The 14,162-nt window shown below is 24.7% G+C and carries 8 protein-coding genes; 6 read left to right on the top strand and 2 right to left on the bottom strand.

The features are described 5' to 3' along the window. The first annotated feature begins 3 nt into the window (after nucleotides 1–3). A complete protein-coding gene (locus ACMC9J_RS00905; protein ID WP_427003374.1) occupies nucleotides 4–417 on the top strand; it encodes a DUF371 domain-containing protein in 414 nt (137 codons plus the stop codon). Here the strand turns inward: ACMC9J_RS00905 and ACMC9J_RS00900 are convergent. Next, nucleotides 404–1,480, bottom strand: coding sequence for an ABC transporter ATP-binding protein (locus ACMC9J_RS00900; protein WP_019265768.1), 1,077 nt, complete (start codon nucleotides 1,478–1,480; stop codon nucleotides 404–406). The genes ACMC9J_RS00905 and ACMC9J_RS00900 overlap by 14 nt on opposite strands. 10 nt (nucleotides 1,481–1,490) lie before the next feature. Then, on the bottom strand, nucleotides 1,491–2,270 hold the full coding sequence (locus tag ACMC9J_RS00895) for an ABC transporter permease (RefSeq protein WP_427003373.1): 780 nt from the start codon (nucleotides 2,268–2,270) through the stop codon (nucleotides 1,491–1,493). Nucleotides 2,271–2,348: 78 nt separating this feature from the next. Between ACMC9J_RS00895 and ACMC9J_RS00890 the strand changes: the two genes are divergently transcribed. From ACMC9J_RS00890 to ACMC9J_RS00870, 5 genes are all read left to right on the top strand, one after another. Beyond that, nucleotides 2,349–5,930: a bifunctional glycosyltransferase/CDP-glycerol:glycerophosphate glycerophosphotransferase gene (locus tag ACMC9J_RS00890; RefSeq protein WP_427003372.1), complete on the top strand. Its 3,582-nt coding sequence runs from the start codon at nucleotides 2,349–2,351 to the stop codon at nucleotides 5,928–5,930. Between the two features lie 17 nt (nucleotides 5,931–5,947). Continuing rightward, nucleotides 5,948–6,988, top strand: a complete 1,041-nt coding sequence (locus ACMC9J_RS00885; RefSeq protein WP_427003371.1) for an FkbM family methyltransferase — start codon at nucleotides 5,948–5,950, stop codon at nucleotides 6,986–6,988. A gap of 228 nt (nucleotides 6,989–7,216) precedes the next feature. Next, nucleotides 7,217–8,407: a glycosyltransferase family 2 protein gene (locus tag ACMC9J_RS00880; RefSeq protein ID WP_427003370.1), complete on the top strand. Its 1,191-nt coding sequence runs from the start codon at nucleotides 7,217–7,219 to the stop codon at nucleotides 8,405–8,407. 12 nt (nucleotides 8,408–8,419) lie between these two features. After that, complete coding sequence (locus ACMC9J_RS00875; RefSeq protein ID WP_427003369.1) at nucleotides 8,420–13,174, top strand: glycosyltransferase; 4,755 nt, start codon at nucleotides 8,420–8,422, stop codon at nucleotides 13,172–13,174. A gap of 358 nt (nucleotides 13,175–13,532) precedes the next feature. Next, nucleotides 13,533–14,132 carry a class I SAM-dependent methyltransferase gene (locus ACMC9J_RS00870; protein WP_400223225.1) on the top strand — a complete coding sequence of 200 codons (600 nt, stop codon included), beginning with the start codon at nucleotides 13,533–13,535 and terminating at the stop codon, nucleotides 14,130–14,132. The last annotated feature ends 30 nt before the right edge of the window (nucleotides 14,133–14,162 follow it).

The following is a 14,162-nucleotide window of genomic DNA, read 5'->3' as shown; positions in this document are numbered from 1 at the left end:
ATTATGATTTTTAAAATTAGAACCAAAGGTCACAAAAATGTATCTTCCATGCACAGATCCACTTTTGAAATAACTAAAGATCCAGAAATTGGACCTACTGCAGATTGTATTGTTGGAGTGGCTATGGATAATTCCATGAATGATTTTTCAGATGAGTTTAAAGCTAAAATAGCCAATAAAAACACTAAAATAACTGTTATATTAGATACTGAAAACGGCCATGATGAGATTGTCGGCTTTGGTCATGAAGATTTGACTTTAACTCATCCGACAGATATTGTCTGCAGAACCAGTGATTATGTCTGTTCCCGTACTTTAATGATAAATGCAGACAAAGCCGCCAGAGATCTTGATTTGGATTTAATTGAAGATTTGAAAAATGAAAAAGAAATGGAAGTTACAATTATTCTAGACTGATGTTTTTAAGCTGGTCTTTACTTGCACTTTCAGCTGCTTTAATATAAGCATCACAGACCTTATTTACTTCATCAAAAGCTACAACTTTTCCTTCATTAATCCATAATGCTTTATCACATATGTTTCTGATTTGTTGAATTGAGTGTGATACAAGTAAAACAGTAGTACCTGAGCCCATTAGTGATTTAAGTTTATCATTACTTTTTTTCTGGAATTTAACATCACCGACAGACAGGATTTCATCAATAATTAAAATATCCGGATTTACAACAGTAGCTATTGAGAAACCAAGTTTTGCAAGCATTCCTGAGGAATAGTTTTTAACAGGAAAGTTAATAAACTCTTCAAGTTCTGAAAATTCAACAATTTCATTATATTTTGATTTTAAAAATTTTTCAGTATATCCTAAAATAGCACCATTTAGAAAGATGTTGTCTTTTCCTGAATAGTTATAATCAAAACCGGCACCTAAAGAAAGTAACGGTGCGATTATTCCGTTAGTAGTTACTTCTCCACTGTCACAGTCATAAACACCAGATACTATTTTAAGTAAAGTACTTTTTCCAGCACCGTTAAAACCGATTACTCCAACTTTTTCTCCCTGGTAGATTTTAAATGAAACATTATCAAGAGCTTTGAATTTTCTGCTTTTTTCTTTGTTTCTTTTAATAGTACGTATTACATATTCCTTTAAATTGTCAATTTTATCATTAGATATTTTAAAACTTAAAGAAACATTTTTAAGTTCAACTGCAACTTTTTCATGATAGTCTGGAATAAATTGTGAAACTAGATTATCAACATCCTGATGTTGTTTTGCAGTTTCTTTTTCTAATATATTATTATGAATTGGTTCTATGTAATCTGGAACTTCATTATTTTTTGATGGCTGCCAACCATTAGGGTGTAGAGATTTAGGCTGTTGCATATCATTTGGGATTCTGTTGTAATCATCTTGCAGGTCAAAGATAACTTCTTTTGGTTGTTTTCTCTGATTAAAATTTCTGTTTTGATTGTTGGAATCACTATTTATATTATTTTTAAATCTTAAATTCTTTTTCATAATAAACAACCTACAATTCTAATGTAATTTTCCTTTGGTATTTTGTAAATATTATAACTCCGGCAACTAATACAATAAGAGCAAATAAACTGGTATTAATAACACTCATGATATTTGGTAATGTATTATACATTATAATGTCTCTGAATTGATCAATTAGTAAATACACAGGATTAAGATATAAATATTGTCTTAATGCTTCTGGAATAATCTCTGCAGGATAAAATATAGCGGATGCATACATCAATAATATTGTAAATATGTTGTAAAGGTATTCAATATCTCTAAAGTATGTACATACGATTGATAATATTAATCCGATTCCCACTACCATAACAAAGAGTATTATCATAGGAATAATAGCTAATACTGACATTAAGGTTAAATGAAGGCCTGTTAAATACATTACGGCAACAAGTATTATTAATGAAATTATGAAATTGATAAACTCTGAACATATTCCTCCAAAAGCAAAGATGTATCTTGGAACGAATATTCTTTTTAAGATACCGCTGTTTCCTTTTAGGGAATTCATAGCTATTTTTGTCCCGGCACTAAAAAAATCAAATAAACATCGGCCTGCTAAAAAATAAACTGGATAATTTGCAATATTTCCGGAAAATATTGTTGAAAAAATTGCAGTTAATAAAAGCATAGTTAACAATGGGTTTATAAAACTCCATAAGATTCCAAGTATTGAATCTTTGTATTTAGCAGTGAAATTTTTTTTAATTAATTGTTTAAGTAGGAAATGCTCACTTGTATTTCTTTTAATCATTTCTTTAAACATAACTTCCACACAAAAATTTATAAATTAGTATCAATATACTAATATTTAATTTAAATATCATTTATAGGTTACTGAATCATGTCGAAAGTTAAAGTTTCTGTAATAGTTCCGGTTTTTAATGTTGGAGATTATTTATCAACATCATTAGATAGTATTTTAAACCAGAGTTTAGAAGATATTGAAATTATTTGCATTAATGATGGGTCAACTGATGATTCTTTAAAAATTTTAGAAAATTATGCTAAAAAAGATAACCGAATTAAAATAATCTCTAAAGAAAATGAAGGACAGGGAACTGCACGTAATGTTGGATTGGACAATGCTTGCGGTGAATTTATATCCTTTGTTGATGCAGATGATTTTATAAAAAAAGACATGCTTGAGAAATTGTATAATAAATCAGTTAATGGAAATTTGGATTTGGTAATGTGTAAGGTTTCTTCTTTTGATAATGAAACACATGTAATTGATGATAATTTATGGTATTATTCTCTTAAATGTTTCAGCGGGTTTAAAAAAGAGGTATTTAATAATTTAGATACTAAAGAGTTCACTTCATTAATTTCGGTAACTCCTTACAACAAGTTATATCGAAGGTCTTTTGTTGAAAAAAATAATATCAGATTTCCGGAAAAATATATATTTGAAGATGAAGTCTTTTTTTACAATGTTTATCTTAAAGCTAAAAGGATTTCTTTAATTGATGAAAACTTATATTGTTATAGGACAAACAGAAAAGGTTCAACAGTTTCTAAAGGTTTGGATAAAGATTATAGTGATATTATTCATATTTTCAGATTAATTCGTGACTTATTAGTTGAAACTAATTATATAAATGTCTATAAAAAACAGGTTTACAACAGATTCATCCATCTTATTTTATGGAGATTCAGCCAGACAGCTCCAAAATATAGAAAAAATTTCTTTAATCTGATGAAAAAAGAATTTAATGAAATATTAAATGAAAATTCAAAAGATTTTTCATTAAATGTTGATGAACTGGATTTTAAAATAAAATCAAGAACTTTAAAAGTATTGAATTCCAAAAATCTTGAAGAATTTGAAAAATTGGATTCATATAAGCCATTTTCAGTTATAATGGCATCTTATAATAATGACAAATATCTTGAAGATGCAGTTGAATCTTTAACAGTTCAAAATTTTGGATTCGAACATAATGTGGAACTTATTATAGTTGATGATGGAAGTAGTGATGATTCTTTAAAAATAGCTAGGAAATATCAGAAAAATTATCCTTATAATATTCAGGTAATCTCTAAAGAAAACGGCGGTCAGGCAAGTGCACGTAATTTAGGATTAGAATATGCTAAGGGAGATTATATAAACTTTCTTGACAGTGATGATAAACTGTCTCCAAATACTTTTAAAGCAGTTTATGATTTTTTAGTGAAAAATCCTGCTGCAGATGTTATATCAATACCTATAACTTTTTTTGACAATCAGAAAGGAGCACATATTCTTAATTATAAATATAAAAACGAAAAAGTAGTTAATCTTTTAGATGAACCTGATTATCCGCAGCTTTCAGCTTCATCAGCTTTTATTAAAAGGGAAGCTATTGGTAATTTAAGATTTAATACATGTATTGTTAATTCTGAAGATGCATTATTCATTAATAAAATTCTTATTGATAATCCGAAATTAGGTTTGGTTAAAAATGCCAATTACTTATATAGAAAACGCTTTGATGAGTCATCTACAATTGATAATTCTCAAAAAAAGAAAGGATTTTTTACAGACAGGTTAAAATATTACTTTAAGGAACTTATTGATTATTCAGTTAAAAAATATGGTAAAACTCCAAAGTTTATCCAGTATACTTTACTTTATGATCTTCAATGGATGGTAAAAGTTGAAGAAATTGAGAATATTTTAAATAAAGATGAAATTAATGAATTTTGGGAAGTTTTCTTAGATGTCTTATCTTATATTGATGAAGATATTATTAAAAACTATAAAACTTTAGATAATAATGTTCGCGAGTTTTTATTAACTATCAAACAGTCTGATTTAACTGCTAAAACAATTAATGAGTTACAGCTTAATGACCGTTTAGGTATTCACAGGTTTTACATTGATATAGTTAATATAAAAAATGGTTCTTTAAACATATCCGGTCTTTTAATGAGTAATTTTAATCCGGACAATATTGAAATAGTAGCTAAGTGTGAAAATAAGGAATTTACATCTAAACGATTTGTTTATCCTACAAGAAAAACATTAAAATTTTTATCAGTTGAATATAAATTTCCTTATGATTTTGATTTGGAGATTCCGGTAGATGAAATTAAAAATAAAAAAGTAACTGTTTATGTTTTAAATGGTGATGAATCGTTTAATATTCCCATTACTTTTGAAAAGCATGCAAGATTATCATCTAGCAGCAATTACTTAATTAAAGACAATAATATTGTGGTTTTTAAAGATAATTCTTTTTATATAACATCATATTCATTTATTAAAATGTTAAAATTGGAGTATAAATGTTTAATGAAAATCTATAATGATAAAGGCCCGTATTATACTTCTGCATTGGCTTTTAGATTAATGTATCTTTTTTTATATCCATTTTTAAAAAATAAAAAAATCTGGTTATTTATGGATAGGCGAAATGAGGCTGATGATAATGCTGAACAATTATTTAAGTATGCACTATCCAGAAAAGATCATGTTAAAAAATATTTCACGGTTTCAAAGGATAGTAAAGATTATTCCAGATTAACAAACAAATATAAAAATGTTTTACCATTTTATTCATTAAAACAAAGATTAATCTATTTATTTGCAGATAAAATAATCTCTTCACATCCTGATGAAAACATTTTAAATCCTTTTTATGCCAAAAATGGAGATTTATACAGTGGACTGATTACATCAGAGAAATACTTCTTACAGCATGGAGTTACAAAAGATAATATTTCTAAATGGATTAGAAAATATGATAAGGATTTATCTTTAATTTTAACAGTTTCTCCTTTAGAAAGAAAGTCCTTTTTAGGTGAAGATTATAATTATTCTCCTGAAATTATTCAAACACTTGGATTTCCACGTTTTGATAATTTGGAAAATAATAATCTCAAAAAACAGATATTAATAATGCCTTCCTGGAGAGAATATTTGCAAAAAAGTGAATTTGCTCTTAAAAATTCCAAATACTTTAAAGGATTAAATGATTTATTAAATAATGAAGAGTTAATTGACTATGCTAAAGATAAAGGTTATAAAATAATTTTTAAACCGCATCCGAATTTAGCTAAATTCCGATATTTGTTTGATTTAGATAGAAGCATTATTGTAGATGATAAAAAGACTTATCAGGAGCTATTTAATGAATCAGAATTACTTATAACTGATTATTCATCTGTTGCTTTTGATTTTTCATATCTTAAAAAGCCAGTTATATATTATCAATACTCAGATGACTATAACTTTGATTTATCCAAAAGCTATTTTGATTATAAAACAATGGGATTTGGAGAAGTTATCAAAAAAGAGGATGATTTAATAAAGCTAATTAAAGATTATTTGGATAATGATTGTGAAATGAAAGAAAATTATAAAAAAAGAGTTGACAAGTTCTACAAATATAATGATCAAAATAACTCTAAAAGAGTTTATGACTGGATTTATGAAAATTAATTACATTAAGGCATACTATGACAATTAAGGATAACATTTTTGGAAATAAAAAAAAGCTGATTCAGGAAAATAAAGTTCTTAAACAAGAAATAGAAAATTTACATAAAGAGATTGATTCTCTTAACGATAAATATAACAATCTTAGTAAAATTAGAGCTAATGAACATACTGCAGCTAGCTTTTGTAATTGGTCTTATATAAATTATTATTTTAGAGATGATTTTGAGGAAAAATTCAAGAAAATGGTTGAAAATTTACCTAAAGAATCAAAAAACTACTTTAAATGGCTTTTTTTAAGAAGTTTAGCTATTAATTATAATAGAAGAGAAACTTTATTTTTTGATGATGAACTGGAAAAACAAAAACAGTGGACAGATTTTAAAATAAATAATATATCTGAGGATAAAATAGGAAAATATAACTTTAAAGGTGGATATAATCTTCATGGTTTTATGGATTTAAATTTAAGTGAAGAAGATAAGAATTTTCTTGAAAATAAAGATATAATTGATGCAGGAGCATTTACTGGAGATACTGCAATTCCATTATCTGAAGTTACTCATAAAAATGTTTTTGCTTTTGAACCATTTGAAGAGTCTTTTAAATTATTAAAAGAAAATGTTGAAATTAATAATATTTCAAATATAAAACCTGTAAACAAATCTTTAGGAAATATTAATGGTGAGCGAAGTTTATATTTAGCTAATGATAATTTTCAGGGAATTACCTCTGATTCTAACTTAAGAAAATATACAGAAGAGCTAAAAGTTCAAGAAGTAACTGTTGATCAATTTGTCAAGGAAAATAACTTGGATGTTGGTTTGATTACTATTGATGTTGAAGGAGCGGAAAAGGATCTTTTAAGTGGAGCTATTGAAACAATAAAAAGTCAAAAACCAATGCTGTTTATTAGTATATATCATAGTGTCGAAGATTTCTTTGAAATAAAACCTTGGATTGAGAATTTAGATTTAGGTTATAAATTTGAGATTATTAAAGAACAGCCCTGGACATTTATTGCGGATACTATTTTAAAATGCAAAATAGATGATGAATAATTATTAATTTTTCAATTAAGGGGAGTAGTGTGATTTATGTATGTAAGATATCTCTTTAGAAATATCAAATGAATTGTTGTAGATTCATAAGAAGATTATATTTTTAAAATCAATTGATTAAAATCAATTCGATTTGTGTTCATATTGTTTATAAGATAAATATAAATAGTATGATTCACAAAATTAAATATTGATAATTAGATTATTATAATTTATTTTAAAGATATTATGTCGAAACTAGTTTCAATTATAATTCCTGTGTTTAATGTTGAAAAGCATATCAGAAAATCATTAAATAGTATATTAAATCAAACATTTAATGTAAATGATGTTGAAGTAATTATGGTTGACGATTGTTCAACTGATGGCAGTGGAAAAATTATTGATGAATATTCCAAGAAATATGATAATTTTAAAGCTGTTCATTTAGATGAAAATAGTGGTGCTGCAGGTAAGCCTCGTAATATTGGTCTTGAGGAAGCATCCTGTGATTTTGTAATGTTTTTAGATTCTGATGATTTTTTTGTAGAAAATGCAATTGAAGTTTTATACAATCAAATTAATGGTAATGCTGAATTGGATATTGTTTTGGGAGGATATCAAAATATTCATGGAGATAACAAACAGATTGTATTGCCTTTTAAAAATTCAGATGAATCTTATTTTGAGGACACGACTAATTGCATTGATTTGGTTAAGATAAATCCAGCTATTTCTGCTAAAATATTCAGAACATCTTTTTTAGTTGAGAATAATATTAAATTTCCAGAGGGTATTCCTGGTCAGGATTTAGTTTTTTTCTTAGATGCTTTTTTTAATGCGAAAAATGTGTTATCATTAAATAATTTCATTGTTTATAATAGAATTTTAAGATTTGATGATAATGATAAATCAATTTCATTAAATGTAACTTCTAAATATATTTTAGGTTTAATTGAAGCATATAATTTAACATTAGATGTTTGTATGAATAATCATGTTAATAAAAATTTAATTAAATTAATCTTGCTATCTCATTTGCAGTTTTTTACAAATCAAATATTAAAGGATAGCTTAAGTTTAGATGAATTGTCTTCAATATTTGTTTCATCAAATTTTGAAAATTTTAAAAATCATGAATTTTTTAATCAGGCTGCTGAATTTAGACTAATATTTAAAAATATTGAAAATGGAATCTTTGATAATATTGATTTAATTAAATATATTGAATATAATATTAAAAAAGAAATTTATTATAATTATGATAATATTACAAGTTTATTAAAAGAGTACAAAAGAGAAAATGAAAAATTATTAAAAAGTTTGAGGATTAAAGAAGCAGATAATATTTATCTTAAAAATAGAAACGTGGAATTGAATTTGAAGGTTAATAATGTAGAATCATCAAAAATTTGGAGATTTAAAAATTTATTTGAATAGGGGAGGTTTTTCATGGTTAAAGTTTCAGTTATTATTCCAGTTTATAATGTTGAAGATTATTTAAAGGAATGTTTAGATTCTGTGTTAAGTCAAACACTAAAAGATATTGAAGTTATTTGTGTTGATGACTGTTCTACAGATGATTCTTTGAAAATTTTACAGGAATATGCAAATAATGATGATAGAATAAAAATAATTAAAAATGAAAAAAATAGTGGTCAGGGCTTTTCAAGAAATGAAGGTATCAAAAAAGCTACTGGGGAGTATATTGGTTTTGTTGATTCTGATGATTTCATTGATTTAAATTTGTTTGAAATTTCTTTTAAAAAAGCTAAAAAATTGGATTTAGATGTATTGCTATTTAAAACATTTGCTTTTGATAATGAGTTAAAAGAATTAACAGATTTTAATAAAAATTATTTATCTTTGAATTGTTTAGATAATATTGATAAACTAGTTTTTTCTCATTATGATACTAAGGAAGTTACTTGTAATATTTCTGTAGCTCCCTGGTGTAAACTTTATAAAAACGATTTTTTAGTTGAAAATAATATTAGGTTTCCTGAAGATATTATTTTTGAAGATGAAGTCTTTTTTTATAGGGTATATTTAAATGCTAAACGAGTTTCCATATTGGATAATTATTTATATTATTATAGGGTGAACAGAAGAAATTCTACGATGGTTAGAAAAGATAATAAATTCATGGATATTGTTGATGCATTTAGGTTAATTAGGCAAGAATTTATTAAAACAAATAATTATGATTATGAATATAAAAAATTTCTTTTTAATAAGTTTTTTTATTCAATATTTACCAGATTTAATGAAACTACTGATGAATTTAAAAATGAATTCTTTTTAAAGGTAAAATCAGATTTTCAATCATTTTTGAAAACACGAAATGATTTAAATTTAGTGTATGGCTCATATAAATCAAAGGTTCTTAATATTTTATTTAGTAATTCTTATATGGAGTATTGTACTTACGAAAAGAAAAATGTCCCTCAAAAATATTCAATGAAAGATATTGATACATTTTTTAGGATATCTATAATAATTCCTGTTTATAATATGGAAAATTTTTTAACAAGGGCTATTGATTCAATTATCAACCAATCATTTGGATTTAATAAGTTAGAAGTAATTTTAGTTGATGATTGTTCTAGTGATAATTCTAGAAAGATTATTGAGGAATATTGCGAAAAGTATGACAATATTAAAAGTGTTTTTCTTAAAGAAAATAGTGGTTTTGCTGGCAAACCTAGAAATATTGGTTTAAGATATGCATCTGCAGATTATGTGATGTTTTTAGATCCAGATGATTCTTATTTTGAAGATGCTTGTAATGTTTTATATGAAAAAATCACTAATGAAAATGCAGATATTGTTTCAGGTAATTTTATTGATTCTTTTTTCCAGGATGGCAAAAAATATGACTGGGAAGATAAATTTGAATTAAAAGGAGATGAAATAAAAGTTAATTCTATTAAGGAAAACATGAACTTATTTAATGTTTATCCATCAGTATGGGCTAAAATATTTAAAAAAGATTTTATTTTGTCAAATAATATTTGGTTTCCAGAACATCTTCCAGGTCAAGATCTGTTTTTTGTTCATCATGCATTATTTAAAGCAAAGGGGATTGTTTTTATAAATAAAGAAATTGTTTATTATGATGCAAGAGATGGGGATGATGATGAAATATCAGTATCTTGTAATAATTCAAAAAAAGTATTAATTGGTCTTATTAAGTTATACTATAAACATTTGAGCCTTTTTGAAAAATATGCTCCAAATAATATTGATATTGTACTAAAATCTTTATATTATTGGATTACAAAATTTATTGATTCTAATTTGGATTTAAATGAAATTAAAGAAGTTGTTAATTTATCATCTATTTTATTTCAGAAATTTTTAGAAAATGAAAATCTTCAAGTTTCAAAGGATAAATTTTCTCTTTTTAAAGCTATTTCAAATAAAGATTATGATAAAGTTGTTGTTGAATTAGTAAAATTAAATGGTAATTCATCTAAGTTAGATTTACTTATAAAAAATAAAAATATATTTTTATTATGTTATGCATTAGAGCCCCAGATTGGAGGTCTTGCAAAAGCAGTTTTAACAAGATCTAAAAAATTATCAGAATTAGGTTATAAAGTAACTATTTTAACTGTTGATTTTGGACAAAATTATGAGTTTGTTATTAAAAAATTATGTGAAAGCGGTTATTTGGATGATAAAGTTGATATAGTTAATTTATTTGATTATTATAGAAATAAAAATGAAGTATCATCAAAAAATGATAATTTAATTGACGTAAATCTTAAATCAAATTATAAGTTAGTTCATAATAATGATGAATCTGTTGATAGAAATTATTTTGAAAATGGTGTTAAAATAAAAACTGAGAGATATTTTGATAATTATTTAGCTATTGAAAAATATTTCCAGAATGATAAATGTATTAGAGAAAAAGCATTTACTAAAGACGGTTTTTGTTTTTATGAGATGTTTATAAAAAATAATAGGGAGTTTTATTGTTTAAATAATCGAAAGGATTGTAATTCTGTCTGTATTGGTGCAGCCCATGAATATAATAAGCAGTTACATTTTCAGACGTTTTTTGTTGAAGAAATATGTCGTAATTGTGAAGAAAAACCATTTTTAATTATAGAATCTACAGGACATATTCCAAGTATTGGAAATGTGTCTTCAGATATTGCATATAAAATAGGGCAATTACACGGAAATATCTTTAAAGAACCATATGTTAAAGGTAGTGATATTCAATCTTTTTCAGCTATTAATGATAAAGATAATTTAGATAGTGTTGTTACATTAACTGAAAGTCAAAAAAAGGATTTAATTGATGAATTTGGTTATGAAAGGTTTACTTCAATTCCTAATTTTGTGGAGCCTATTAATTTAAAAAATGTTGAAAAAAATTTCAATAAAATTAGTTTTACTTCAAGCATTTCTTTTCATAAAAATCTTTTTGATTTAGTTAAAGCATTTCAAATAGTTATTAAATCAAAAAAAGAGGCCAAACTTGAAATTTTTGGTCGTGCTTATCTTCAATGGGAAATTGATGAGTTAAATAAAATCAAATCATTTATTAAAGAAAATAATATGGAAAACAATATTACTTTTAGAGGTTATGTTGATAATATTTATGAGGAAGTGGAAGATTCGCTGTGTACTGTTTTTACTTCTCATTCTGAAGGTTTTTGTTTGGGTATTTTAGAGTCTATGCTATGTGCTACACCCGCTATTGCATTTAATTTTAATTATGGGCCATCAGATATAATTTCAAATGGTAAAGATGGAATTATTGTTAATCAGTATGATATTGATGCATTAGCAAAATCAATTATAGATTTATTGGATAATCCAAATAAAGCTATTAAACTAGGTAAATTAGCTAGAAAAAAGGTTTTAAATAATTTTGTCGATGATGTTGTAATTTTAAAATGGGAACAATTATTTAAAGATATAATAGATAAACATATTGAAGAATCATCAATTAAATTATCAGTTGTAATTCCAGTTTATAATACTGGTGAATATATTGATAAATGTTTAAGCAGTATTATGAATCAGTCACTAAAAGAAATTGAGATTATTTGTATTGATGATTGTTCTACAGATAATTCTTTAGAGAGGTTATATGAATTTGCAGCTCGTGATGAGAGAATTAAAATAATTTCTTTAAATGAAAATCATGGTCAGGGTTTTGCAAGAAATGTAGGTATTAAATATGCTAAAGGTGAATATTTATCATTTATTGATGCTGATGATTGGATTGAATTGGATGCTTTTGAATCAACATATTCAAGTGCTAAAAAAAACAATTTAGATATGGTTATTTTTAAATTAATTAATTATAATTGTGTTTCAAAAGAATTTTATGAAACAGATTATTATAATATAAATTTCCTTAAAAATGAAAAAGAGATTTTTAATTATAAAGATTTATTAAATAAATTATTTTCAATTCCTGTCGGTCCGGTTAATAAGATTTATAAAACTTCTATTTTAAAAGAGAATAATATTTCTTTCCCAGAAGTTTATTCTATGTTTGAAGATAATCCATTTTTCTATGAAGTATTTTTATTAGCTAATAAAGTGTCATTTATTTCAAATCCTTTTTATTTTAGGCGTGTTCATGATGATTCAATAATGCAAAATAGAAATAATAAGATTTTTGATATTGTACCTGTTTTGGATGAGGTTATTTCAATTTTTTTAAAACACAATATCTTTGAAGAGTTTGATCATATTCTGTTTAACCATAAGGTATCTGTAATTAAAATGTGGTATGAACGATTAGACAATGAGTATAAATATGATTTTTATAAATGTATTAAAGAAAATTTTGAGAAAAATAAATATATTAACAATGTTCTTGTTGAAGATAAGTTGACTAAAGAAAATTTTGATTTTTATAAATCTATTATAGAATCAGATACATTTAAAGAATTTAATTTAATAATGTTATTAAAGTTAAAGAATATTAAATATAATGTTCAAAATTATCTTTTTAACTCTAATTTGAATGAACAGACAATGCCATTGGATAATTTTAATGTTCATAATAATAAATTAGGGCAAAGAGTTTCTTCATCAAATTTTAATATAAATAAATATGAAGATAAGATTAGATATTTGAATTATTGTAATAAAATGTTAAAAAAAGAATTAAATGAATTAAAATTAAATAATAAGGGTTTTTTTAAACAAATAAAATCAAAGTTCAAATAAAAAATAATTTTTATTGATTAATTATTTTATTAAAATAAAATTTTCTGAACCATAGATATTAAAATTGTAATTTTAAAGAATAAAATTTACAAGTTTAAAAAAGAAAATGGAAAATCATTAATTGAAAATTAGAAATTAATTGCAAAAAATAGGAAATTAACCGGTGAATAACTTTTTTCCCAAAATTAAGAGATTAATCTTTAAATAGGATAGAAAATTAAATAGATAAATTGAAAGAATATTCAAGTTCTGATTTAAAGTTATTTTCTTTAAATAAACTTAAAATAGGAAATTAATTATTAAATATAATTAATTATAAATTATATGATAGTTAATCAATAATATTTAATGGGATAATATGCATAAAAGTTCGTTTCAATCAATGGAAAAATTTAAAGATAATTATTTGAACACTGAAGATTCATTAAATATTTTAGACATTGGGTCTTATGATGCTAGTGATACTTCTTATAATTACGGCAGATTTTTAAGAGAAGATAACTGGAAATATCAGGGTATGGATATTCAGGAAGGTCCTAATGTAGACATTGTTGTTTCAGATATTTATAATTGGATTGAAATTGAAGATAATTCTTTTGATGTTGTTGTTTCTGGTCAGGCTTTTGAACATATGGAATTCTTTTGGAAAGCTATAAAAGAAATTGAAAGAATCTTAAAACCTGGAGGATTATGTTGTATTATTGCTCCTAGTGCAGGGCCGGTTCACAAAAATCCTTATGACTGTTTCAGATTCACTGATGATGGTATGAAACAGATAGCTAATTATGTAGGATTGCAAATATTGGAATGCTATGTTAATGATGATGAAATTTCTTATCCGTGGTATGATTGTGTTTTAATAGCTAGAAAACAGTATGGTGTTAATAATAATCTAGAAAAAAGAATGGATAATCTTGAAAATAAATTAGATTTAATTTTAAAAAAAATTAATGAATAAGTTAATTTTCTTTCATTGTTAGTTAATTAA

The sequence above is a fragment of the Methanobrevibacter intestini genome (assembly GCF_047402955.1).
GTDB classification, from domain to species: domain Archaea; phylum Methanobacteriota; class Methanobacteria; order Methanobacteriales; family Methanobacteriaceae; genus Methanocatella; species Methanocatella intestini.
This window is presented reverse-complemented; position numbering and strand designations above follow the sequence as displayed.